The 25,469-nt window shown below is 56.0% G+C and carries 23 protein-coding genes; 21 read left to right on the top strand and 2 right to left on the bottom strand.

Annotation, left to right across the window (positions count from 1 at the left end; genetic code table 11):
• Window positions 1–2 precede the first annotated feature (2 nt).
• From ACA065_RS14485 to ACA065_RS14555, 15 genes are all read left to right on the top strand, one after another.
• Complete coding sequence (locus ACA065_RS14485) at window positions 3–1,154, top strand: acyl-CoA dehydrogenase family protein (RefSeq protein ID WP_497695106.1); 1,152 nt, start codon at window positions 3–5, stop codon at window positions 1,152–1,154.
• A gap of 50 nt (window positions 1,155–1,204) precedes the next feature.
• On the top strand, window positions 1,205–1,753 hold the full coding sequence (locus tag ACA065_RS14490) for a P-loop NTPase family protein (protein WP_497695107.1): 549 nt from the start codon (window positions 1,205–1,207) through the stop codon (window positions 1,751–1,753).
• Window positions 1,754–1,809: 56 nt separating this feature from the next.
• The gene (locus ACA065_RS14495; RefSeq protein ID WP_497695108.1) at window positions 1,810–2,616 is read left to right on the top strand and encodes a hypothetical protein; all 807 of its coding nucleotides are present in this window, start codon (window positions 1,810–1,812) and stop codon (window positions 2,614–2,616) included.
• A 27-nt stretch (window positions 2,617–2,643) separates the two neighbouring features.
• Window positions 2,644–4,266: a condensation domain-containing protein gene (locus ACA065_RS14500; RefSeq protein WP_497695109.1), complete on the top strand. Its 1,623-nt coding sequence runs from the start codon at window positions 2,644–2,646 to the stop codon at window positions 4,264–4,266.
• Between the two features lie 116 nt (window positions 4,267–4,382).
• Window positions 4,383–5,396, top strand: coding sequence for an inositol-3-phosphate synthase (locus tag ACA065_RS14505; protein ID WP_497695110.1), 1,014 nt, complete (start codon window positions 4,383–4,385; stop codon window positions 5,394–5,396).
• A gap of 16 nt (window positions 5,397–5,412) precedes the next feature.
• A complete protein-coding gene (locus ACA065_RS14510) occupies window positions 5,413–6,633 on the top strand; it encodes a methionine adenosyltransferase (protein WP_497695111.1) in 1,221 nt (406 codons plus the stop codon).
• 10 nt (window positions 6,634–6,643) lie between these two features.
• Window positions 6,644–7,459, top strand: coding sequence for an SDR family NAD(P)-dependent oxidoreductase (locus ACA065_RS14515; RefSeq protein ID WP_497695112.1), 816 nt, complete (start codon window positions 6,644–6,646; stop codon window positions 7,457–7,459).
• A gap of 3 nt (window positions 7,460–7,462) precedes the next feature.
• The gene (locus ACA065_RS14520; protein ID WP_497695113.1) at window positions 7,463–8,215 is read left to right on the top strand and encodes an SDR family NAD(P)-dependent oxidoreductase; all 753 of its coding nucleotides are present in this window, start codon (window positions 7,463–7,465) and stop codon (window positions 8,213–8,215) included.
• A gap of 30 nt (window positions 8,216–8,245) precedes the next feature.
• Window positions 8,246–9,289, top strand: a complete 1,044-nt coding sequence (locus ACA065_RS14525; protein ID WP_497695114.1) for a nucleotidyltransferase family protein — start codon at window positions 8,246–8,248, stop codon at window positions 9,287–9,289.
• A 67-nt stretch (window positions 9,290–9,356) separates the two neighbouring features.
• Entirely contained in the window at window positions 9,357–10,853 is a 1,497-nt protein-coding gene (locus ACA065_RS14530) for a class I adenylate-forming enzyme family protein (RefSeq protein WP_497695115.1), read from the top strand.
• Window positions 10,854–10,888: 35 nt separating this feature from the next.
• Entirely contained in the window at window positions 10,889–11,743 is an 855-nt protein-coding gene (locus tag ACA065_RS14535) for a glycosyltransferase family 2 protein (RefSeq protein WP_497695116.1), read from the top strand.
• Window positions 11,740–13,092, top strand: coding sequence for an MATE family efflux transporter (locus ACA065_RS14540; RefSeq protein ID WP_497695117.1), 1,353 nt, complete (start codon window positions 11,740–11,742; stop codon window positions 13,090–13,092). Before ACA065_RS14535 ends, ACA065_RS14540 begins: the two co-directional genes overlap by 4 nt.
• Window positions 13,093–13,102: 10 nt before the next feature.
• Window positions 13,103–13,693, top strand: a complete 591-nt coding sequence (locus ACA065_RS14545) for a histidine phosphatase family protein (protein ID WP_497695118.1) — start codon at window positions 13,103–13,105, stop codon at window positions 13,691–13,693.
• Between the two features lie 49 nt (window positions 13,694–13,742).
• Window positions 13,743–14,897 carry an aromatic ring-hydroxylating oxygenase subunit alpha gene (locus ACA065_RS14550; RefSeq protein WP_497695119.1) on the top strand — a complete coding sequence of 385 codons (1,155 nt, stop codon included), beginning with the start codon at window positions 13,743–13,745 and terminating at the stop codon, window positions 14,895–14,897.
• Between the two features lie 20 nt (window positions 14,898–14,917).
• On the top strand, window positions 14,918–15,835 hold the full coding sequence (locus ACA065_RS14555; RefSeq protein ID WP_497695120.1) for a GNAT family N-acetyltransferase: 918 nt from the start codon (window positions 14,918–14,920) through the stop codon (window positions 15,833–15,835).
• On the opposite strand, the gene ACA065_RS14560 is transcribed toward ACA065_RS14555, so the two are convergent.
• Window positions 15,827–16,558, bottom strand: coding sequence for a PIG-L family deacetylase (locus ACA065_RS14560; RefSeq protein WP_497695121.1), 732 nt, complete (start codon window positions 16,556–16,558; stop codon window positions 15,827–15,829). The genes ACA065_RS14555 and ACA065_RS14560 overlap by 9 nt on opposite strands.
• Before the next feature lie 63 nt (window positions 16,559–16,621).
• Window positions 16,622–17,407, bottom strand: a complete 786-nt coding sequence (locus ACA065_RS14565; RefSeq protein ID WP_497695122.1) for a helix-turn-helix transcriptional regulator — start codon at window positions 17,405–17,407, stop codon at window positions 16,622–16,624.
• A gap of 199 nt (window positions 17,408–17,606) precedes the next feature.
• On the opposite strand from ACA065_RS14565, the gene ACA065_RS14570 reads away from it, so the two are divergent.
• The 6 genes from ACA065_RS14570 (at window position 17,607) to ACA065_RS14595 (ending at window position 25,467) form a co-directional block, all read left to right on the top strand.
• Window positions 17,607–18,971 (top strand): APC family permease, encoded by a 1,365-nt coding sequence (locus ACA065_RS14570; protein WP_497695123.1) that lies wholly within the window; start codon window positions 17,607–17,609, stop codon window positions 18,969–18,971.
• 9 nt (window positions 18,972–18,980) lie between these two features.
• Window positions 18,981–20,084: a DmpA family aminopeptidase gene (locus ACA065_RS14575; RefSeq protein ID WP_497695124.1), complete on the top strand. Its 1,104-nt coding sequence runs from the start codon at window positions 18,981–18,983 to the stop codon at window positions 20,082–20,084.
• 367 nt (window positions 20,085–20,451) lie between these two features.
• Window positions 20,452–21,885, top strand: a complete 1,434-nt coding sequence (locus ACA065_RS14580) for a serralysin family metalloprotease (RefSeq protein ID WP_497695125.1) — start codon at window positions 20,452–20,454, stop codon at window positions 21,883–21,885.
• A 48-nt stretch (window positions 21,886–21,933) separates the two neighbouring features.
• Entirely contained in the window at window positions 21,934–22,302 is a 369-nt protein-coding gene (locus ACA065_RS14585) for a protease inhibitor Inh/omp19 family protein (RefSeq protein WP_497695351.1), read from the top strand.
• Between the two features lie 103 nt (window positions 22,303–22,405).
• The gene (locus ACA065_RS14590; protein ID WP_497695126.1) at window positions 22,406–24,157 is read left to right on the top strand and encodes a type I secretion system permease/ATPase; all 1,752 of its coding nucleotides are present in this window, start codon (window positions 22,406–22,408) and stop codon (window positions 24,155–24,157) included.
• Window positions 24,154–25,467, top strand: coding sequence for an HlyD family type I secretion periplasmic adaptor subunit (locus ACA065_RS14595; protein ID WP_497695127.1), 1,314 nt, complete (start codon window positions 24,154–24,156; stop codon window positions 25,465–25,467). Before ACA065_RS14590 ends, ACA065_RS14595 begins: the two co-directional genes overlap by 4 nt.
• Window positions 25,468–25,469: the final 2 nt, after the last annotated feature.

A 25,469-nucleotide genomic window follows, 5' to 3' on the forward strand; every position in this document is an offset into this window, starting at 1 on the left:
GCATGTTTGACTCAATGTTGACCTCGCTGGAAGAAGCCAGCCGTTCGCAGCTGTTGGAGGGAGCAGTAAGCGCCGATAAATTGAATCAGTTTCCGGTAGAAAATCTTGCGCTTATCCGTCGCCACGGCCTGATGGGTGCGGCCGTGCCGAAAGCGACCGGCGGACTGGGGTTGGAAATTGAACAGTTGGCATCCGTCGCGCGGGTGATAGGTAAAGGGTGTCTTTCCACAGCGTTGATCTGGAGCATGCACTCCCAGCAAGTCGCAGTGTTAGCCCAGAGCCTAAGTCGGGCTGCGGTCCAGGCACTTGAGCAAGTGGTCGAGGAGGGGGTATTGATTGCCTCGGTCACCTCCGAAGTCGGGAAGGGGGGCGACATCTTTCGAGCGCTCGCACCGATAATGACGCAGAAGGACGGTCGGATCGCATTCGAGCGAACCGCACCAACGGTCAGTTACGGCCTTCAATCGCTCTACTATCTGGTCACCATGAGGGCAGATGAGCAGGCGCCTGACACGGATGTGAGGTTTGTGCTCGTCAGCCGACAGGATGGGCGTGTTGAATCCACCGGTGAATGGGACGCTATGGGGGTGCGCGGCACGCAAAGCATCCCTATGACGTTTCAGATAAAGACAAGCTCCGAGAATATTCTTCCCGAAAACTACCGCTTGATGGCTTTAAGGCACTTTGTACCGAGTGGGCAGATTCTCTGGGCCGCCAGTTGGCTGGGAGCGGTGCAAGGTCTGTTTGACAGAATGCTTGAGCAAGATGCTGCCAATAAGCAAGTATTAGGCGTTAAATTAAAGTCTGATCTTTACGTGTCAAGAATTGCAGACGTGAAGGTCAAATTACTGGCTATCGAAGGCATGCTGGATCATACCGTCGAATGTTATAAGAGATTTCTATGCCACTCGACTGACGGCGTTGACTTTGATTTGATTACACGGGTCAATGGGTTGAAGGTGTATGTCTCGGAGCAAGTGGTCGTTATTGTTGATAAAATATTGGAGTTGTCCGGTCTGGGCAAAGGGTATCGCGCCGATGCACCGTTGGGGGTTGAGCGGCTATATAGAGATTTGCTCTCTGCCAAACTGATGTACAGTAATGACAGTTTACGACGTTCTATCGGAATTGATGCGATTAAGGGGTTTCGTTAAGTGTCACGAACCTGTAAGTTGTTTCTATATTTAATGTGTGACGAATAAAGATGAGCACTGCAGCTTCGGCAATTAAAATAAGGCCCCTGCGCGTATTGGTCATGGGTGGACCAGGTTCCGGCACGTCGACGTTGTCGGCCGCGTTGGCTGTACAACTAGCATGGCGTCACCTTGAAACGGACGACTTTCAATGGTTGGACAAGACGCCGCCCTTTACACGAAAGGTAGATGAAACAACACGCTTGTTAAATATGCTCGATGCCTTGGGCGGTGAGCAGAATAGTGTTGTCTCCGGTTCGATTGTCAATTGGGGAAGCGCGTTGGAAAACGCGTTTGACCTAGTGGTATTCAGGGTGCTGGATACATCAATACGTGTGCAGCGATTGATAGAGCGGGAGCGGCGTTTATATACGGATATTGATCCTGCTTTTATCGATTGGGCAGCTCAATACGAGCAGGGCGGCCGGCCAGGACGGTCGCGTGCATCACATGAAGCCTGGCTGGGCCAGTGCAGTGGCAAAGTGTTAAGGCTGGAGGGAGATCTCGAGCTGACACTGCAAGTGGCCTTGGTGATTGAGGCAGTGGAAGCGCTGAGCTGAGCGGTTCAAGTAACACCGTACTGTGCGTGGGCACCTTATTAAATGGAGACGGCGACGTGCAATCACATAAAACGTTCGACATGTTCCTTATGACACTGCTGGCAGTGGAGTCTGGGCTATCGCCATCACGGTTTGATTGGTACGTCGAAAACGTGGATGTTCCGGTCATTGCCTATGTAAAAGTTACTCAGCCAGGGCGTTGTCTGCGCAACCCAGCCACAGGCCAGGTTGTGCAGGCGCAGATGACGGTCAATGAGTATTTCCAAACGTTAGGCGTGATTCATTTATTTGATCCTGCTGATCCCGCGTGTATTAATAACATGCAATATCACTCGATCAATGCTCTCGGGTTTGTGGGTTATCAATTTGGCGAGGCTGCGCTACAGGCACTTGGTTATTATCAGCCCGCACGGAGTGATAGTAGCAGCTCGCCATTTTTACCGGGGCTTGAAATAATATATCGAGGCGATGTCCCGCAGGACACTTGGCTGGACGGAAAAACGCGAACACTTATTCAGACCGAAGTGCCGGCGGTTATTGCAACTGATGTCAACGAATGGCAGGGTGTGTTCACAGGGAAGTCGGGCGTTACGGCATTGGCGGATGTGTTAAACGGTGATAAGCAGGAACTTATTATTCGTGAACTGCTGCAGCACAACTTCCATATTCTAATGGAGCAGTTCGAGGGGGCTATTCCGTTGCCTGAGAAGGTGACGCTGTCAGGTGTGCTTGCTGCTGCGCATCTTTCTGGACCTTACGGTGTGGCGGCACACTTGCGAGACGGAAAAGTTACGGCGGATGAATTCGGTACTCCCGTACAACAGTACCTGCGTGATTTTTCTGGGTATGCCGTACCTTTTTAAAACGATTAACAGCGCAAGGTACATGCTATGGAAAGCATTGATATTGAAGCCCGAATTACCTGCTTACTATGGCGTATGACGGGCAGCCGCGACGTCTACCCTGAACGGTTAATTACCGATTTGCCGAACGGTGTTGCCTCGTTAAGTGGATATGCCAGTGCCCTTGCGCTGACATTTGGCACAACGCACCCATTCGCCCTGCTGCAGGGCTGTGCTTCTGTCGGCGATTTGATGAATGTGTTGCGCGCTCAAAACGATAAGGGGCCACCTATCGTCACCCATCATGATCCTGCAATGTTCCCGCCCGCCAATCGCTTTTCCTACTTTTTCAAAAGGGAGCAGCAGCTGCGTGCATGGACGGTCTGCAGCCCATTGTGGGTGCTTGATGGTCCGCTTGATCGAGATGCGCTGGAACACGCTGTACGTGCTCTGTGTGATCGCCACGAGGGTTTGCGCTTGCAAGGGAGCATGACGCCACTTGGGTGGTGCGAGGCAATCAAGCCGAATCTGGATGAGTTGCCTATCACGTGGATTGACTCGGATGTGCAAGACGAAGCGCAAGCCGGTGCAGAAGTAAACGATGTGCTGGAGGACGTCGTTACCGCACTGGATTTTTCAGGTGCGCTAGTCCGCGTGCTGGCAGGAGGATTGAAAAAATCTGAACGCGGATTCCTGTGTGTCATTGCCCATCACTTGATAGTGGATGACCTCTCTTTTCGGCTCGTTAATGATGAATTGCTCGATCTTTATCAGGCACACCGCCGCCAGCAACTTTTAACACTTGCTCCCGTTTCAATCACATTGTCGGATTACTCAGCACGCTGCATCGGTTATTGGAACCAGCGAGCAGAACAACAGTTGCAATACTGGCAACGGCAGCCGTGGGAGCTGACTTCCAAGCTGTTTGCGCGGGCATCTGATGACAGGGTGAAGCATCAGGAATGCTGCTCCGATTACAGTATTTCCAGCATCTTCATCGAGAATAAAGAGCTGTTCTTTTTAGTCTTGTCCCAGCGAGGCTTAACCCCTGCTCAATTGGTGTTAATGGCCGTCGGGTACGCGCTGTGTGATTGGTTTGGCGTGCCATCGGTCAACCTGGGGTTGGTCACCCATGGTCGGGAAAGTGTACTGGGCGCGGATACCCGGCGAACAGTCGGCTGGTTGAGCGAAGTTGTCCCCGTCATCCTCCCGGCATTTGCCAAGGGCGAAACCGCGATCAAGGGCCGGCACGCGCTTTTGAACACGCTTCGCACGGGGAAAAGTTATGGAGTATTAAGAGAGATCGGTGCCGACACCTCGGTGCGCAACAGTATGCGCGAACTGCCCCTTCCGCAAATTTCACTCAATATAAAGTTGCAGCCGAATCAGGACCGCTCCGTGTTCGGAGTAGAAAAAAGCCAGCGTACCTTTAACACCGCCCGATTCACGCAAGACGCAACGCGCGTATACCCCATGAGTGGCGGGGTCTATTTCACGGCCAATCGGCTTATTTTTTCCTGGGACTATTCGCGTGGACTCATGAGTCGCGAGTCAGGTAATGAACTGTCCGCGTTATTTGCTCGATGGTTCAGGCGTTTGGCCAGTCAATGGGGGGGGGTAGAGTTGCCAATGGAAGCGGCGGGAGAGCAAGGCTCTGAGGGCGCACGATAAATAGCGTCTGATGAGTATCAAAGAAGCTGGGCGTGGTGTTGATGTTCTAGCGGTTGTCGCAGTGCGCCTGTTACGTCAAGTGCAGAATTTTGCACGTTTAATCAAGGGGAATAACGATGAATATTGCAATCGTTGGAGTGGGTAACTGCGCGTGGAGTTTGCTGCAGAGTATTGAGGCAGCGCGTCTTGGAACATTAAGTTTCACCTCATTAATTGCGCCAAGAACACGGGAGGACATTGCCGGACTGCGCACTGTGCTGGGGTTCGATGTTAACGTGGCAAAGACCGGTAAAGATATATCTGACGCGGTCAGCCAGGCGCCAAATTGCACGACATCTTATATTGATTTGCCCCCTCTCAATGCGCCGGTCATTGCTGGCCCGCTCTTGGATGGTCTCTGCCCGGCACTGGAAGCCTGCATTGAGGTGGATCCGAAATCCAGGTCCTGCGATCAGGCGCACGTTGTAAAAGCCTTGAAAGAATATAAAGTTGAAACGCTTATTATGTATTTGCCGGTCGGTTCTCAACAGGCCGCAGAGCTCTATGCAAAGGCAGCACTGGATGCAGGTTGTAACCTAATTAACTGCACGCCCGCAGTGCTCGCCAACTCGAATGCATTTGCGATGGCGTTCAAAGAGGCGGGCCTGGTGTTGCTGGGTGACGACATGCGCAGTCATGTCGGCTCCACAACGGTCCATCAAGTGTTGCTTGAACTATTCAAAGAGCGCGGGCTGAAGGTAAAAAATACCTACCAGCTGAACATTGGCGGCAACTGTGACTTCCTGAATATGCGTGACGGGGACAGAAGCGCGGCAAAGCGACATACCAAAGCTGCGGCGCTTTCAGACTTGCTGGATATAGATAAGTCAATGTTGGGCATTGGCCCAAGTGACTACGTTCCCTCTTTAAAAGATAGAAAGGTTGGCTATATCAATATCGTCACAGAAGGGTTTCTCGGCATGGAAATTCGGCTGGAAGTGAAGCTCGAAGTGGAAGACAGTCCTAATGCGGCGCCGATCGGACTTGATGCGCTATTAAGTGTTAAAGCACGCAACGCGGGTGCTGAGAAGATAGACCTTTCCTATGTATGTCAGCGACTGTTCAAAGCCCCGCAAAAGTGGGTTTCTTAACAAGGAGAGGTTGAGTATGAGCAACGTATCGATCGTCACGGATTCAAGCAATCAAGCAGATTGGCCAGGCACGGAAACAGTCGAGCGCAAAGGTTACGGGCACCCGGATACCTTGTGCGATCAAATATCGGAATTGACGTCGGTTCTGTACTGCCAGTTCTGCATAAAACACTTTGGACGCGTCGCACATCACTGGTTCGATAAGGTGATGTTGATCGGAGGAGAAGCCGACATAGGCTTCAATGAGGGCCGCTTGCTCACCCCTTACGAGGTCATTCTGGCCGGCAAAGCCGCGACCTGGGTGGGCGACATCGAGATTCCTGTCACGGCTATTTTCAAGCAGGCCGCCATCAGTGTGCTCTCGACGACACTGCGCAACTTTTCACCGGACAAAGATTTGCTCGTCACTAATAGAGTTCGTTCAGGCCGAGGCCCTGGGCAGGCGCCATCTCGTTATCGGCCGGCTAATGCGAACGACTTGAATGGGGTCAGCGATGCCGAGCTCGTGTCCAACGACTGTAACGTGTGCTCGGCTTATTTCCCTCTTTCGATACTTGAGGAGATGGTCCTCAACGTCGATGAGTATCTGCTGCATGGAGAGGGCGCTGAGCATTTTGATTACCTGGGTTCAGATATCAAAACCGTGGGCTGGAGGAAGGGTGCGCTTTTTTCGTTAGTGGTCAACGTGCCATTTATTGCCGATTGCGTGGCGTCCTATGAAGACTACATGGAGAAATGCGATGCGCTTGAAGAGCATTTGGGGGCATGGCTGCTAAGCCGATGGGACCAGCCTACCGAGCTTGTGATCAACCCCGAGCGTCGCTGGAAACGAGCCTACCTCACCGTCACCGGTACGGTAGCTGACACCGGTGATGTTGGCGTTACCGGAAGGGGAAACCGCATGAACGGGTTGATCACCCCTGGGCGCGAGATGAGCATTGAAGCGGTGGCCGGCAAGAACCCGCTGGACCATACCGGCAAGCTTTACAACGCTTTGGCCAGCAATATTGCCAAGACCGTTTACGAGGCGGCTGGGTATCCATGCAGGGTAGGTATTTCCACGGTCAAGGGGGCGCCTTTGAAATCGCCCGTTGATGTGAACGTTGTAATAAGCGCGCCCACCGACAAGTTGAAAGAGCTGGAGCCTCGAGTGAAAACGATCGTCGAGGCTCAATTGGCGCGTGTCCATGAGATCTCAACGGACTTCATTCGCGGCGGCGTCATCCGCGTGTGCTAGGAGCAAAAGCATGAGTCAGGTTTATAACCGCGCTGCGGATGAACAAGGCGAGAACCCTCTCGATTTTGCCCTGAAAGGGCGAGGGATCGTCGTAACCGGCGGCGCATCGGGCATCGGACGCGCTGTGGTGTCGCTACTGTCTCGCTGCGGGGCCTGCGTTATCGCGGTTGACCGAGATGAGGCCTTGCTGCGTGAAACTACCGAAGGGTTAGCCGGCGTTATTCCGTTGGTGGCCGACTTGGATTCTGTGGGCCAGGTCCATGAATTATTCGCGACCATTTCACGCACCCTTGATAAACCGCTTTGGGGGTTAGTGAACAATGCCGCCCAATTTTTGATGAAGGGTTTGGAGGCTGAGCCCGAGGAATGGCATGCCGTTTTACACACTAACGTGGTTTCCCCAGCCCTGTGCAGCCGACTTGCGGTCGAGCAAATGAGCGTCGGGGGAGGAGGGGCTATTGTGAACGTGTGCTCTATTTCTGCACTGGTTGCTCAGCCGGGTTTCGCAACTTACAACGCCTCCAAAGGCGCGTTGCTGACGATGACGAAATGCATGGCGCTGGACCTTGCGGCAAAAGGCATACGTGCGAACTCCGTGAGCCCCGGGTCGATCTGGACTGAATCCAATGAGCGTTACATCAAGGAGCACCGTGGGCTTGATCGAGCAGGCGCCGATAGCGCACCTGATCTCGGCGGGCTGCATCTTTTGAAGAGAATGGGAGAGCCGATGGAAGTGGCAAACGCTATCGCCTTTTTGTTATCGCCGCTGGCGGGATTTATCACCGGCACGAACCTGATGATCGACGGCGGCTACACCGCAGTGTGACTTATGCAAAGAGCTGATCGGATTTACACCCGTGCAACCCCTCAAGCGCTCCACGGCAAAGTGGCGCTGGTGACGGGAGGTGCGCGCGGACTGGGTCTTGAGATATGCCGCCAGTTGGCGGCGTACGGCGCTCGGGTTGTGCTCTGCGCTCGAGATGTGACGGGCATCACGGGGGCGGAACAGCATGCGGTGGCAACCATGCCCGGTGTTGAGGTTTTCCCTCTCGATGTCAGCGATGGGCTGTCCATCAAGCGTTGCAGGGCGTTCATCATCGGGAAATTTGGCCGGCTGGACATACTGGTCAATAACGCAGGCGTGTTCCTGGATGACCCAAGAAGGGATGTTCATGCCTGTAACGCGGCGCAGTTTGCCGACACGTTAACGGTCAACCTTATTGGTACTTACGCCGTGACGGATGCATTTATTGAGGGCATGCGCCTAAACAACTATGGACGGATAGTAAATGTCTCAAGTGGCATGGGCCGATGTGTTGAGCTGGAAGGGACAGCGGTTGCATATCGCACCTCAAAGGCAGCGGTTAATACACTGACTAAGATCCTCGCGGCCAGGGAAAGCCAGTACAACATCAAGATCAATTCGGTGTGCCCGGGATGGATACGGACTGAAATGGGGGGCGAGGCAGCACCGCGTTCTGTGGCCATGGGCGCATCAGGTGTCTTGATTGCCGCTTCATTACCGGATGATGGTTACTCCGGGCAGCTTCTGCGCGACGGTGAGCGGCTGGGCTGCAGTTAGCGACCTCAAAGGGGAAAAGGGAGAACGAACATGCAACAATTAATTGAAGTTATAAGATGTTACATGGGCGAAAGTAGTCCAGCGTGCGTTGATGTTCCCACGTTATTGCCTAATGTTTTTGAGTACAGTATTCGTAATAAATTGCTACCTGTCGTCAACAGTGTATTGACCGAAAACGCGTTTGAGTTTCCAGCTCGCCTGGCCGAAGCGATGCACGTGTTGGTGCGCCATGAAGAACTTCGCGCACAAGAACATCGCCAGGAAGCTCAGCGACTGGGTGGCTTACTGGAACATTCAGGCATTCCTTACGCAATACGCAAGGGCCCGGCCCTGGCCAATTTATATAAAAAACACTTTCATCGTCCTTATGAGGACATTGATCTGTTGGTCGCCCCTGAAAATGCCAAGGCGATACAAACAGTGCTGGCGGAGGATGGCTACCTGCCTGGCGCCTACAGCAGGCACACCGAGACCATTAAACCTCTCAGCCGAGCGGTCCAACTTCAGTATCGTTTGAGCCCCGATCACCTTCCGCACCTGCATAAGCTGGCACCGGGCAAGCAGCTGAAGGCTTTTATGGTGGACGTCGCCTTTACGTCGGGATGGCACGGGGATCAGTTTCATTGTGTGACGCAGGCAGAGCTGGATCGCGTGGTACGCGGTGACGGATTTTATGTACTCAATGAACAGGACGGCTTCATCAATCTGGCGTTGCACCTCTATCGAGAGTCTTATTTACCGGGCACTGTACTTCGCAGTGCACCTTCTTTGCGCTCGTACTTGGATGTTTTTTTACACTTCAACGCTTTGCAACAGCCTGAAGCGCTGTGGTCATCGGTACACAATGAGGCACTTCGAAACATTCTGAGGCAGGTCATTGAAGTGGTGGGTGTCGTATTTGGCGTAAACATGCTGAATAGCCCCAGAACATTTTCCGATGAGAAATTGTTGTACTCCATGAATCGGGACGGCGTGGACGTACGTTTAGGTTTATCGATTATCGAGCGCATGGCCATGCTGTCCCATCAGGAATATGCCGCTTGGATCAGCGGCCCGACGGGGCTGATCAAGTGAACCCGGTTGTGAGACCACACGCCGGTGCTGCGCAGCGTCCATCAGGCGACCAGCAGGGAGTGATCTTATGACAGTGGAGACTGATCGCGTATGTTTGACTGAATTACTGAACGTTGCGGTGGCACTGGCGGGTGCCCGGCCATTTGTCTCGATGGGCACCACTACGCTGACCTACCGAGCGTTCAACTCAGCAGTCATTGCTTATTCAACGCAACTAAATGCCCTGGGTCTTCAGGCAGGTGAACGGGTACTGATAGTGAATAGCACTGCGATGCAAACGGCCCTTCTTGCCTTTGCGTGTGCGAAGTTGAAGTGCGTATTTGTCATTGTCGACCCTGGTACATCTGCAGTGACAATGGACTACATTTTGCGCGATTGTTGCCCGGCGTTAATCATCGGGGACAGGGTCGCTGATCCTCGCTATCAGGCAGTAAATATTCACCCCCTGAGTACGGCAGGGTGGTTGGATACCCGACGAGATTCGCCCTATGTCCAGAACGGTACAGTTTGCATTTTGTACACGTCCGGCTCCACCGGACAGCCCAAGGGTGTCGCCATCAGCGACAGTGGCTTGCAGTTCGTACTTGCAGCCATTCAGCAGAGACTCAGTTACCGCGATGATGACGTGATTGCCTGCTATTTGCCCCTGTCATTTGACTATGGCCTTTATCAGATATTTCTTGCTTGCCAGGCGCGCGCGCATGTCGTCTTACGCTCCCCTGCGCCGACGTCGGCGCTGCTGGTAAGCGCTATCAAGCAGGATCACATCACCCTTTTGCCGTTGGTGCCCAGTTTATGGGAGGTCATGGTTTATCAATTCAGGATGCGTCCTCATGGGTGTGATGGTTTGGCACTGAGGTCCATCACCAGCACCGGACAAACCCTGCAAACGCAGCTGATTGACGAGATGCAAGGTTTCCTTCCCCACGTTGAAGTGTTCCCTATGTATGGCCTGACCGAGTGCAAACGGGTGTCTATATTGCTTCCCGAAGAGTATCTGTCCAAAAAGGGTTCCGTGGGACGCCCATTGGCGGGTACTCACGTATGGGTATGTGATGAGCACGGCGCATCTCTAATGCCTGGGGAGGTCGGTGAATTAGTGGTTGCCGGGGAGCATGTCGCCAGCTACTGGACCGGTGGTAAAACCGTTAACAATAACGACGTGTTTCGTACTGTGAATAGGCAGCAGCGCCTGCACACAGGCGACTACGGTTACCTTGATTCGGACGGTTTTATCTTCTTGGTCGGTCGACAGGATATGTTGATCAAGCGACGGGCTTATCGGATATCACTGAGTGAAATAGAAAGTTGTCTGTATGCCTGCCCTTTTATTAAAGCCGCTGCGGTGATATGGGATGCCGAGCACGACAGGTTAGTGGCTTTCGTCGTATTGCACCCGTTGCACGATACGCGCGTCGAACACCTACATGAACATTTAAGCAGCGTACTTGAAGCGCATAAGTTACCGGATCAATACATTGCACTTGAGTCTTTACCGCTCACCCCCAATGGGAAAGTCAATCGCACGGCCTTGAAAGCGTTGTGGTTGACGCGAACCCCATGAAGCCGCGAACAACCACCTGAAGAATGGAGTATCACATGCAGGCTTTGCAGAATGGATCCGCGCCGTACTTTTCAATCGTTATTCCGACTTACAATCGCCCCACGCTTTTAAAACGGGCGTTGCTCAGCGTGCGTGCGCAACGATTCAGGGATTTTGAAGTGATTGTTGTCGATGACGGTTCAACACCGTCATGTGCTCCGGCTGTCGAGGAATTCGCTGATTTACCGTTGCGATTAATTTATCAGAATAGCAATCAGGGCGCTGCCAGCGCGCGAAACACCGGCATCGAAGCCAGTCGAGGGCGGTACATTACTTTTCTTGACGATGATGACGAATACTTGGCGTCATTTCTGGAAGAAACCCATGCGACGCTAATCGGTGCGCAAGGGCGTGTCTTCTTTACGTGGTGTGGTGCCGAACTGCTCAATTATTCTGCACGGAACACCACCGAATTTACGACCACCACTCGCACGTTCTCTGTATCACACGCGCCAAACGCCAGCGCGCTTGAGGACCTTTTTTCAATTGGGATAGGCTTCGGGGTAACAGTAAAGGCGGATTGTTTAAAGAAAGTCGGCGGTTTTAATGAGCGTTTGCGTACCGTAGAGGACACGGATCTTTTTTTCCGCCTGGTACTTGCCGATTTTCAAGCGGGCATTGTTCCTGGTGCGCACCTTCGATTGCACAATCATCACCAGTCCAGGCTCACGGGTGTCGCCAATCACGAACGGCGCATTGAGGAATGCCGCTGGTTGCTTGAACGCTATGAAACGTTCCTGGCGGTCAACCCGGTATTGAGAAGCCAGTTGCATTGGCAGATTGCTAACTTGCAGAAGCAATTACTCCCGACGGATCAACGCCTTGACGCACCGCCGCGGGATCGAACGTGAGAGCACAGCCCTTTATAAGCCGTGTTGCTGCACTTCTTATGTTCAGTATGCCCGTGCTCGCCATCAGTTTTTTGCAGTCGCTTACTGGATCTATCAATGTCGCCTATATCAGCCGATTGTTGGGGCCGTCTGCGCTGGCAGCGTCCTCAAATGCCAATATGGTTGTCTTTTTGATCATTGGTGTACTGTCGGGGTTGCCGAATGCAGTCATGCTGCAAGTTGGCCGTGCTGCTGGCGCGGCCCATATCAATACGATTAGAAAAACATTTTACGAGACAATGCTTGGTTTTAGTGTCCTGGCTGTGTTTCTGAGTGTGGCTGTCTGGGTGTTTACCCCGCAGATTATCTCATTGATCAACGTGCCTGTTGACTCACGGGCGATGGCCGTCAGTTATTTACGCGTCATGTGCCTGTCTATGTTCTCCATGCTGTTATTCTTATTTGTCATGCTGGCACTCAGAGGCGTGGGCGAAACAAAGAGCCCTTTCGCCTGGATCGCTGTCGCCGTGTTATTGGACGCGGGGTTGACGCCGCTATTGATACTCGGCTGGGGAGGGTTGCCAGCCCTGGGGATTCGGGGGGCGGGCTGGTCAGCATTTCTTTCCCAAACACTGGCACTGTCAGGTTTACTGTTGCACATGCACCGTCGCCACCCGATTCTAAAAGGAGGTATTCACTATCTCCTTATGAAGGGCTATTCAATCAAAACAACAGCAGAGATGATAAAAGAGGGGGCACCTTTGTGCCTGCAAATTTTTCTCGGCTCAGTGTATTCGTTGATGTTGTTCGCCTTGGTGAATGGTTTCGGCTCAACCAGCACAGCGGCTTACGTGGTCGTCACGCAAGTATGGAATTACATTCAGATGCCCGCCTTGGCGCTGGCCTCGGGCACTTCGGCCTTGGTGGCGCAGCAGTTGGGCCGCGGTGACCGTAAAGAAGTTGGGGAGCTCACCAAAGCGGCGGTCTCGTGCAATGTATTAATTACGTCGGTCTTGGTGATCATTAGTATTTTTTCGATAGAACTGATTTTTGATTGGTTATTACCCCACGACCCGGAGGCACGCAGGATTGGCAGTCATCTCAACACCCTCGCTGCGGGTTTCATTGTGCTGTTCAGTTCTTCGGTTGTGTTATTTGGCGTACTGCGTGCCAATAAAGTTTACGTCGTGCCCTTGCTGACGTTTTCGATTACGCAGTTCTTGATTTGCTTGCCCTTTATTTATTTATTTCGTTCGAGACTGGGTGTGGATGCAGTGTGGATCAGCATACCGATCAGTTATGTGCTGCCGTTAGTGGTAGCACTGATTTATTTTAAAACCGGCATTGCGCCCCAAAAAAAACGACAGTAAGGAGGTACGGATGCACATTACTTTTATCCGCCATGGTCAGACGCCGTTCAATGCTGCCTGGCTGGCGGGCGCCGCGCGTCCGACGATGCCGGACCCCGAGCTGACATTAATTGGCGAGCACCAGGCCCGGCAACTGAAGAACTGGCTCAAGGGACGCGTATATGACGCTGCTTTTACATCCCCTTATTCACGAGCACTGCAGACCGCCCGCTTATGTGGGTTGAGCTCGATCATTCAGGTATCGACACATTTGCGGGAGGACGTTGTGCATGAGTGCGATGTCGGCTCGGCGCCAGGGCACCTGGCCAGTACCTTTCCAGAGTTCGACTTGTCCGGTGTCGAGCAGGCTTGGTGGAGCGGGGAAGAACCGCTCGCTGAACGGGTCGGCCGTACCTGGGAGATGCTCAAAGCGACGCCTTGCGAATCAGTTGCGGTTATCGGTCACCGCGGTTTCTTCAAAACCATGTTGGGGGTCGAATTGGAGAATTGCGAAGTCGTAGAGATCGACTGGGACCGACGGCGCCCCTGGTTATACGAGGATGGTCGAACGACCCCGATTATCTGGAGGCCCGACGCGACGCTCTACCCGGAGCAGGGCTGACTTCCTGAAAGGCAATGGGAGTTCACGATCCAATAACAGGAGTTACGCCATGCGCGCTCAGAGGAAAAGAGAGATTGCAGAACAACTCAAGGTGTTGCTTGGCAGCAGTACCTCATCGCTTGCCGAGACCTATCAGTTTCATCCTGTTGACGGTTATAAAAATCACGCGGTGTTTCAGGCAGAGCAGTCGGTGCTTTTTACGCAATATCCGTTTATCGCAGGCTATGAAGCAGAACTGCCCGACATCGGGTCTTTCATCACACGGGAACTGGTTGGTGTGCCGGTGTTACTGACTAAGGATGAGCACGGGGAAATCCGTGCGCTCGTCAACATCTGCCGGCATCGTGGGAATAGGTTGTGCCGCGAGGCACATGGCAAACAGAAGACGTTTGTCTGTCAATACCATGGCTGGGCTTATGACAATTCGGGGGCGTGCCTGTCCGTGGCCAATACCGCCGCTTTCCAGGGTCTTGATCGCCAAGATGTCGGGCTCAAGGCGCTTTGTGTGCAGGTCAGGCATGGTCTTATCTGGGTTCAGTTACCTGGCGCTGAACCCTGTGATTTGTCTGCTTTTCTGGGGCGCGAGATGGATCAAGACCTGGCCGAATACTTACCGCGCATGCAAAAGATTGCGCACCAGCGTGAAGACAGGTTGCCGTTCAACTGGAAGTTGGGGGTGGAGACTTTTTTAGAAATTTTCCATGTCGCCACGCTTCACAAGGAAACTATCGCCCCCCACTTTTACCGAGCGGTCATGGTGCATGACCGCCTTGAGCGTCATTCGCGCATCGCCGCCGCTCGTCCCTCTCTGGCTCGAGCGGAAACAGAGGTCGGGGCCGACGATATTGGCGAGCATATTTTGCTGATTTATTTTCTGTACCCCAATACGGTCTATTTGCTTCAGCGCCATCATGTCGAGGTCTACAGCTTTTACCCCGGCACCAGCGCCGGCAATTGCGTGGTGCGCACAGCATTGCTAAGACCTGATGGGAAACTGGCGGACCGGGCACAAACCCTGTGGGATAAAAACTGGGCGTTTTTGTGCGAGTCAGTGTACGACGAGGATTTTTCCACCGCCGCCTTGGTGCAGCATTCGATTGAGTCAGGCGCAATCGAGCATTTTGTCTTTGGCCGTAACGAAGATGCACTGCAGTACTTTCACGCAAATCTCAAACGCTCTCTCAACGAGAACGTCCTTACATGAGCGGCCGGGGGTATTGCGCCATGGATAAGTCATTTTCTGTACAAACCCTGCTCACCTACAGCGAGCGGGTGGCCCAGGCCGCATCGATTGGACGCCTTGCGCGCAGGTGCATGCCGGAGTTCCGCCAGCATCAGGCGCTCATTGAAGAGAAGCTATACCCGAAGTCCGAACTGCCGGTGGAACGCCTTATTCTCTGTCATGTGTCCGGGGTCCTGGTGGGCGCGGTTTCGATGGCTGTACATGGGCCGGCAGGGCGCCGGGTTGCGGGCGTACGGACATTGCTGGTGGACCCTGCTTTTCGACGTCGCGCAGTCGCTTCCAGGCTGATACGCGCTGCTGAGTCACAAGCCAGCAGTGATGAGGCTTCCCGTCTCTGGCTGTACTGCTCGCTGCCTAACTATCTATACCCCGGGGCGCCTCTCAATGACTTGGCTATCGCCAAGTTCGCACAGGCGATGGGCTACAGTGGCGTCGTCAATACCTATGATATGGGGGTCGATCTTCAGCACCAGTCGTTCAGCACACCGTGTTCCGATGGGGAAATTTGTGCGATCACGACGCAGGTTCAAGCGCAGCAATTAATGGCATTTTGCGGTGAGCATTTCCCGGCATTTCTGGCAGAAGTGCGGATGGCATTAGGACGCGCCGAGCCCATCGCCTATGTCGTTGCGCGCGCAGGGCAGGTAATGGGATTCTGCGTAGCAGGCGCCAATAATGCGCCTTTGGGTGTCATCGGCCCTGCCGGTATTCACCCCGGTCACCGCAGCGCAAACGCATTCCGTTGTTTGCTCGAATCGTGTATGACAGACCTTCAACGTCGTGGCCACACCTTTGCACGCATGCAATGGTCCGACCCACGTTCACCCACCTTCTACCGCAGGTATTTCGATGGGTTCGTGTGTGGAGAGTTCGTCATTTATGCCAAGGATTTAACCTGAGGGTGGGAGGAGCAATGCGGCTGCCGGTGCGGTCAGCCACAGTCGCTCACCGCCTCTGGACTCGATTTGAGCAGCCCATTGCGCAACTTCTGTCGCGCAGAATTGCGAGGCATAGCAGGCGATCAAATCGCTCCACCGCCGTGCATCAAATTGCCCCAGCGTCCCCGGCAGGAGAGGGCGTTGGATGAGCTGGCTGAAGTGGCGTGTCTGACGAGCGATTTCATCGGGCGTGAACGCTAATGCGTAGGGCATATCTTCGTAAATCACCAGCGGGCCACTCCCGGCTGCGGCAAGGCCTGCCCACAGTGCAATAAGGTGGTCTGGATGTCTGACCGCCATGGGAACCATCCAGACACCTTGTGGGAAACCCGTCTGCCTCAGCGCATCGGCCAGCACCTGTACCAAGGGGCTATCGGGTCCATGGGCCGAGTGAGACAGTGGCTCGCTGGGCGGGCGCAGAGGTTCGTCGACCATACCCAAGTGGTGCAGGGTGGCTTGAGACCCCAGTTGGCGCACAAACGTGAGGTCTTCCTGATAGCGGATTGACGTGATGGCATTTAGGGGCGTTGACGCCTCAAGCCGAGGGGCCCATGTCGATGTCGTGAAGCAACTGATCACGCGGACCAACGCGCCTTGGCCAATCAATGTCGATAAACTTTGCGACATTGAAAGGGCTGCATCGTCGGAGTGAGGTGAAACGACGTTTATAGTGAGTTGGCTCATGCACGAGGTATACCTGACACTTTGGTTAGGTTCAATGCCCCGCGAATCAGAGCAGCGCTATGGCTACGGATTTTCCAGGTCATGCCCCAACGACTGGATAAACAGCGAAAACAGCTCCGGCTGTGAGGCAATATCCAGCTTCGCGTACAGGTGTCGCCGGTGCACCTTCACGGTGTCCGGCGAGATCTTCAGGCGCTCGGCCATGGCTTTGGATGAGAACCCGCGCAGTATCAGGCGGGCCACTTCGAGTTCGCGGTCCGAGAGCACGCCACTGCCGAAATGGCTCAGCGCATCCCTGATCTGGCTGTCCATGGCCGGCGCGCGCTGAGTGCTTTGCTGCCAATGCTGCTGCATCAACGGCAGCACCCAGGCCGCCAGCAGGGTCATCAGCCCGGTTTCCTCAACGCTGAACCGCCTGTGCATGCCCAGCGACAACGACAATGTCCCTGTACCCGGCACTTGCAGGATGAACTGCACCTCGTCCTCGAGCACGTTGTCGTGGAAGTAGTTGAGGAAGTATTCACTCTGGCGAAAATGGTCCGGCGCGACTTCCTCCAGTCGATACACACCACTGGCATAGCCTTCGCGGCAGGCCTGGTAAAACGGGTCGAGCAAATACAGGCCGTTGAGGTACGCCAGCATCGACGCCGGTTTGCTGCTGGGCTGGGCGTCGTATTCCTCCAGGGCCTGGGGTGGGCCGTCGGCAGGATAGAAAATCGCCAGCGCGTTATCGAACGGCAGGCATTGGTGCAGCAACAGCACCAACTGCTTCCAGAACCGCTCGGTGCCGATGTGCGCGACGGTGCGGCCCAGGCCTGCGTGCATGCCGACCTCTCTGAACAGGCTCATATCACAGGCTCCGGCCATCAAAAGATCGGCCAAGGGTTCGGCTTTTAGCGAGTACCGTCAAGGGGAGTACGCCAATAGGGGAATTGGCTGACATAAACGCAGCGTTTACTTTCTCATCCATCCAGTGGGAAACATAACCCGCAAAAGCCCGACTTTTCGTTTCTGCCTCAGACCAAAAACAACGACAGAGGATAACGACATGAGTGCTTCCCCCGCGCCAGACGGCGTGCTCAAACCCACCCTGAGCGTGTTCGATGTGGTGGCCATTACCGTTTCGGCAGTCACGCCGGCCAGTTCCGTGTTTGTGATTGCACCGTTTGCCATCCAGCAAGCGGGCAGTGGCGTATTCCTGGCATTTGTCATGGCCGGTTTACTCGCCCTGATGTTCGCCTTCTGTTACGCCGAACTGGGCCGTGCGCACAACAGCGCCGGTGGCGAGTACGTGTACGCCAAGCGGGTATTTGGCGGCATGGCCGGTTATGCGACCTTCCTGACCGTGCTGGTGATGTTGCTGTTTATCCCGCCGGTGCTGGCCACTGGCGCGGCGACCTACTTGAACAATGCCTTGGGCACGACATTCGATTCGCAAACCGTCGCCCTGGTCATCGTGGTGTGCAGCTACGCCTTGGGCATCCTCAATATCAAGCTCAACGCCTGGATCACGGGCACCTGCTTGTTGCTGGAAATCGCGGCATTGCTGGTCATTGTGTGTATCGGTTTTGGTAACCCGGTGCAGCCGGCCAGCGTGTTGTTTGCGCCGCAAATCGCCGAAAACGGCGTGCTGCACCTGGCGCCGTGGGGCTTGGTGATCGGTGCGGTCGGTATTGGGTTGTTCTCGTACAACGGGTATGGCCCGGCCGTGTTGCTGGCCGAAGACATGAAGTGCGGCGGCAAAGGCGTACACAAAGCGGTGTTGTGGTCGTTGGGGCTGGTGGTGGTGATCGAACTGGTGCCCATCACCGCGCTGTTGATCGGCGCGCCGTCGTTGAGTGCGATGATCAGCAGCCCGGACCCCATCGGCTACCTGCTCACCAGCCATGGCAATGAAACCTTGTCGCGGCTGGTCAGCGCGGGGATTTTCCTATCAGTGTTCAACGCGATTGTCGCCATCGTCATCCAGATTGGCCGCGTGGTGTTCAGCAGCGGTCGCGATGCGCTGTGGACGCCGAGCATCAACACACTGTTCACGCGCATTCACCCGCGCTGGGATTCACCGTGGCTGGCGACGCTGTTCCTTGCCATCCCGTCGGCGTTGCTGAGTTTCAGCTCCAACCTGGCGGACCTCACCTCGTTCAGCGTCTTGCTGATCATGCTGGTGTACCTGGCGGTAGCCTTGTGCGCGCTGATGAGCCGGGTGTTGCTGCGTGATCGCGAGCATCCCTATCGCATGCCGTTGTGGCCCCTGCCGGCAGTGTTGGCCGTGCTGGGCGCGGGTTATCTGCTGGTGACCTTGATCTACGCGGCGTCAGTGCGCGACATCATGATCATCATCGGCTTGCTGGCGCTGTCGGTGATTTTGTATTGCATCAGTGGCCGGTTGAGTCCGGCGTATCAAAAATTGTAAGGAGTGGCTATGCGTGCACGTCAAATGGGCATCACGTTGGGGCTGGGCACGCCCGGCGAATTGAATGCCATCACCGATGTTCCGGGTGTCCGGGTCGGCCACAGTACGCTCAAGACGCGTATCGGCGGCAAACAGGTGCGCACCGGCGTCACCGTGGTGCAGCCGCGCGAGGGCGAGGCGCGACACCAGCCGTGTTTCGCCGGGTATCACGTACTCAACGGTAATGGCGACGCTACCGGCCTTGAGTGGATCAGCGAGTCGGGGCTGCTGACCACGCCGCTGGCCATCACCAATACCCACAGCCTTGGCATTGTGCGTGACACCTTGATCGCCCTGGAACGTGAGCGCCTGGCGGACCCGGCGGTGTACTGGTGCATGCCGGTGGTGATGGAAACCTATGACGGCCTGCTCAACGATATCTGGGGCCAGCATGTGCAGCCTGAGCATGTGCGCCAGGCGCTGGATAACGCTGACAGCGGCGCAGTGCAGGAGGGCGCGGTGGGCGGCGGCACCGGGATGATCTGCCACGAATTCAAGGGCGGCATTGGCACGGCGTCGCGGTGCTTGCCGGCAGAGCAGGGCGGCTGGACCGTCGGCGTACTGGTGCAGGCCAACCACGGCAAACGCCAGGAGCTGCGGGTGGATGGTTACCCGGTAGGCCGCCAACTGATGGACATTCCTTCGCCGTTCGCCGCGCGCGGCACACCGGGCATGGGCTCGATTGTGGTGATCATCGCCACCGACGCGCCCTTGCTGCCACACCAATGTCAGCGCCTGGCGCAACGCGCCTCCATTGGTATTGCACGTACCGGTGGCGGCACCGAGGATTCCAGCGGCGACCTGTTCCTGGCGTTCGCCACCGGCAACCGGGAGCTGCCGCCGGCGGATTATGGGCGTAAAAACCTACCGCTGAGCACCGCGTTGCAGATGGTCAATAACGACCATATTTCGCCGTTGTTCAGCGCGGCGGCAGAGGCGGTCGAGGAGGCGATCATCAACGCCATGCTGGCCGGCGAGGACATGACCACCGAAGACGGCGTCACGGTGCCAGGGTTGGCCGACGACACATTATTGAACGCATTACGTAAGTCGGGTTGGCGTGTGTCCCGGTAATAGGGGGCAACTCTAATTAATACAGTAAGTAGTGGCTCTTTAATGTCGCCAATGACACCGTGACAATATATTGGATCCATTATCCAAGTGCGCCGCTCAAGTTGAGCGGCTTTACTGCTATTTAATATTTAAATATCACTCGGGCCGGCGCTGTTGCGCAAACGCAATTGTCCCCAATAAACACTGCCTGCGACTTCCTCAAGTTGAATCCACGTCACATTTTCACTGCGGAAATATTTGTAGACGAAAGATTTCAAGTTGTGTCAGTTTCGATACGCCTTCAAAAGAGGCGAGTGATAGGACGATCTCGCCCGCGGGGTTCCTATCGACCAAAGACTGATGCACTTGCAAACAAGGAAGTACGTTTATGTCAAAAGTAAAAGACAAAGCTATTGTTTCTGCAGCGCAAGCCAGCACCGCTTACTCGCAAATCGATAGCTTCAGCCATCTGTATGACCGTGGCGGCAACCTCACGGTCAATGGCAAACCGTCCTGGACGGTGGACCAGGCAGCTGACCACCTGCTGCGTGATGGCGCCGCGTACAAAGATGTGAACCACAACGGCAAGATCGATCTGACCTACACCTTCCTCACCTCGGCTTCCTCGGCGACCATGAACAAACATGGCATCTCCGGGTTCAGCCAGTTCAACACCCAGCAGAAAGCACAGGCCGTACTGGCCATGCAATCCTGGGCGGATGTCGCCAACGTGAGCTTTACCGAAAGCGCCTCGGGCGGCGACACGCACATGACCTTCGGCAACTACAGCGGCGGCCAGGACGGCGCGGCAGCCTTCGCTTACCTGCCCGGCACCGGCGCAGGCTACGACGGCACTTCGTGGTACCTGACCAACAGCAGCTACACGCCGAACAAGACCCCGGACTTGAACAACTACGGCCGGCAGACCCTGACCCACGAAATCGGCCACACCCTGGGCCTGGCTCACCCTGGCGACTACAACGCCGGGACTGGCAACCCGACCTACAAAGACGCGGACTATGGACAGGACACGCGTGGCTACAGCGTCATGAGTTACTGGAGCGAGAGCAACACCAACCAGAACTTCACCAAAGGCGGCGTCGAAGCGTACGCCTCGGGCCCGCTGATCGACGACATCGCCGCGATCCAAGAGCTCTACGGCGCCAACTACAGCACCCGTGCCGGTGACACCACCTACGGTTTCAACTCCAACACCGGGCGTGATTTCTACAGCGCCGCCTCCAATGCCGACAAGCTGGTGTTCTCGGTATGGGACGGTGGCGGCAACGACACCCTGGACTTCTCCGGCTTCACCCAGAACCAGAAGATCAACCTCAATGAGGCCTCGTTCTCCGACGTTGGCGGCTTGGTGGGCAACGTGTCCATCGCCAAGGGCGTTACCGTCGAGAACGCGTTCGGTGGTTCGGGCAACGACCTGATCATTGGTAACAACGCCGCCAACACCATCAAAGGCGGTGCCGGCAACGACATCATCTACGGCGGTGGCGGTGCGGACCAACTGTGGGGCGGCGCCGGCAACGACACCTTTGTGTTCGGTGCCAGCTCCGATTCCAAGCCAGGTGCGGCGGACAAGATCTTTGACTTCACCTCGGGTTCGGACAAGATCGACCTGTCCGGTATCACCAAAGGTGCAGGCCTGAACTTCGTCAGTGCGTTTACCGGCCATGCCAACGATGCTGTACTGAGCTATGCCTCGGGCACAAACCTTGGCACCTTGGCCGTGGACTTCTCCGGGCACGGCGTGGCGGATTTCCTCGTCACCACCGTTGGCCAGGCGGTTGCCAGCGACATCGTAGCGTGATGTAAAGCGCGCGGCGCTCCGGCGCCGCGCTCTATGATGGAGCAGAAGATGCCGCGTTTTTCTCATTTGATCGCCTGTGCTTCACAGGTGTTGTTCATCTCGGCAGGAGCCCACGCAATGGCTAGCAGTCAAGTTTTACCCAGCCCCGCCCAATTGGCCGGGCACTGGCAGTTGCACCAGCAGGATCAGGTGTGCGCGTTGGACTTGCTGGAACAGGCGAACGCCTTGGCGGGTGATGTCGCGTGTGTCACGCAATGGCTGGGCGAGAAGCCCCTGACCTGGACGCCGACCCCGGACGGTATCTGGCTGATGAACGCCGAAGGCAGCGGTATTATCCATTTGAACCGTGAAAAAGACGGTGAATATAAAGGCCGCACAGCTTCCATACCGGAACTTGTACTGCAACGAACACCTTAATTAAAAAGTTATAAGCATATAACTCGATTTTAATAGTTGGCCGTCCTTATTCAGGGCCTGGGCAACTATTGCGCGTAATTCGCTTCAGGGAAGATCAGAAGATATGGCGAAGTCCCATGCGGTTGCGCCCTTGTTCAGGGCGTTGGGTGAATACAAGAGTATTTTGATCAGCATCGGCTTCTTCACGGCATTAATTAACCTGTTGATGCTGGTGCCGTCGATTTACATGCTGCAAGTGTATGACCGTGTGTTGTCCTCCCAGAACGAAACCACCCTGGTGATGTTGACGTTGATGGTGGTGGGCTTCTTCGCGTTTATCGGCACGCTGGAAGTCATTCGCAGTTTTATCGTGATCCGCATCGGCAGCCAACTGGAGCGGCGTTTCAACTTGCGCGTGTACAAAGCCGCGTTTGAACGCAACCTGCAACGCGGCCAGGGGCACGCCGGGCAATCGCTCGGTGACCTGACTGCGATCCGCCAATTCATCACCGGCCCGGCGCTGTTTGCGTTCTTTGATGCGCCGTGGTTTCCCATCTATCTGTTCGTGATTTTCCTCTTCAATGTGTGGCTCGGCGTGCTGGCCACGGCGGGCGCGGTGCTGCTGATCGCACTGGCCTGCCTGAATGAATACCTGACCAAAAAACCGCTGGGCGAGGCGGGCGCGTTTTCCCAGCAGTCGACTCAGTTGGCCACCAGCCATTTGCACAACGCCGAAACGATCCAGGCCATGGGCATGCTCGGCGCGTTGCGCACCCGCTGGTTCGCGGTGCATTCGCAATTTCTCGGCTATCAGAACAAGGCCAGTGACACCGGGTCGGTGATCACCTCGCTCAGTAAATCCTTGCGCCTGTGCCTGCAATCCTTGGTGCTGGGCCTGGGCGCCTTGCTGGTGATCAAGGGCGATATGACCGCTGGGATGATGATCGCCGGTTCCATCCTGATGGGCCGCGTGCTCAGCCCCATCGACCAGCTGATTGCGGTGTGGAAGCAGTGGAGTTCGGCCAAGTTGGCCTACCAGCGGCTCGACGAGTTGCTGCGTGAGTTCCCGCCGGAAGTCGAACACATGGCCTTGCCGGCGCCCAAGGGCCAGGTGAGTTTCGAGCAAGTCAGCGCGGGCCCGCCCGCGCGGCGCATGGCGACCTTGCAGCAAGTCAGCTTCAACCTCGGTGCCGGCGAAGTGCTCGGCGTGCTTGGCGCGTCGGGCTCGGGTAAATCCACCCTGGCCCGCGTGCTGGTGGGTGTGTGGCCGACCCTGGCCGGCACCGTGCGCCTGGACGGCGCAGACATTCACCGCTGGGACCGCAATGACCTCGGCCCGCATATCGGCTACTTGCCCCAGGACATCGAACTGTTCAGCGGCAGCATCGCCGACAACATCGCGCGGTTTCGCGAGGCCGACCCGGAACTCGTGGTGCAGGCGGCGCAGCAGGCCGGTGTGCATGAACTGATCCTGCGCCTGCCGCAGGGCTACGACACCGTGCTGGGCGACAACGGCGGCGGCCTGTCCGGTGGCCAGAAACAACGCGTGGCCCTGGCCCGCGCGCTGTACGGCGGGCCGCGCCTGATTGTGCTGGATGAACCCAACTCCAACCTCGACACCGTCGGCGAAGCCGCGCTGGCCAGCGCCATCGTGCAGATGAAAGCCCAAGGCAGCAGCGTAGTGCTGGTGACACACCGGTCCTCGGCGCTGGCCCAGGCCGACAAGTTGCTGGTGCTCAACGAAGGCCGTTTGCAGGCGTTTGGCCCTAGCCAGGAAGTGCTGCGCGCGTTGTCCGGCCAGCAGGAAGCACCCAAAGAAAAGACTGGGGTGAGTTTCAGTCGTCAGTACCAAGCCGGAAGGAATCCAGGCGCATGAGCAGCCTTACATTTGAACAGCGCTTCAAAGAACGCGACGCCGGTTTTTTCGTAAAAATGGGTTGGCTGCTGACCATCGTTTGCGCCGGCGGCTTCTTCCTCTGGGCCAGCCTGGCCCCACTTGACCAAGGTATCCCGGTGCAAGGCACGGTGGTGGTGTCGGGCAAGCGCAAAGCCGTGCAAACCTTCAGCCCCGGCGTGGTCAGCCGGATCCTGGTGAAGGAGGGCGAGCTGGTCAAGCAAGGCCAGCCGCTGTTTCGCCTCGACCAGACCCAGAACCAGGCCGACGTGCAATCCCTGCAAGCTCAGTACCGCATGGCCTGGGCCAGCGCGGCGCGCTGGCAGAGCGAACGCGACAACCGTTCCAGCATCACCTTTCCCACCGAGCTGAGCACCAACCCCGACCCGGCCCTGGCATTGGTAATGGAAGGCCAGCGCCAATTGTTCAGCAGCCGCCGCGAGGCGTTTTCCCGTGAACAAGCCGGGATTCGCGCGAATATCGACGGCGCCACTTCGCAACTCAACGGCATGCGCCGCGCGCGCAGCGACTTGTCCGCCCAGGCTCAATCCCTGCGCGATCAACTGGCTAACTTGCAGCCTTTGGCCGACAACGGCTATATCCCGCGCAATCGCTTGCTCGATTACCAGCGCCAACTGTCCCAAGTGCAGCAGGACCTGGCGCAGAACACCGGCGAAAGCGGCCGGGTGGAGCAGGGCATCCTTGAGTCACGCCTCAAGTTGCAGCAGCACAGCGAGGAATATCAGAAGGAGGTGCGCAGCCAACTGGCCGACGCTCAACTGCGCAGCCTGACCCTGGAACAGCAACTCACCTCAGCCGGGTTCGACCTGCAGCACAGCGAAATCAACGCGCCGGCCGATGGCATTGCGGTCAACCTCAGCGTGCACACCGAAGGCGCGGTGGTGCGTGCCGGTGAAACCCTGCTGGAGATCGTGCCCCAGGGCACGCGCCTGGAGGTCGAAGGGCATTTGCCGGTGCACTTGGTGGACAAGGTCGGCACGCACTTGCCGGTGGATATCCTTTTCACCGCCTTCAACCAGAGCCGCACTCCGCGCGTACCGGGCGAAGTCAGCCTGATTTCCGCCGACCAGATGCTCGATGAAAAAACCGGCCAGCCGTACTACGTGCTGCGCACCACCGTGAGTGAAGCCGCGTTGGAGAAACTGCATGGCCTGGTGATCAAGCCAGGCATGCCCGCCGAGATGTTCGTGCGCACCGGCGAGCGCTCGTTGCTCAATTACCTGTTCAAGCCGCTGCTGGATCGCGCCGGCTCTGCATTGACCGAGGAATGAGC

The organism is Pseudomonas sp. LBUM1640 (assembly GCF_059716225.1).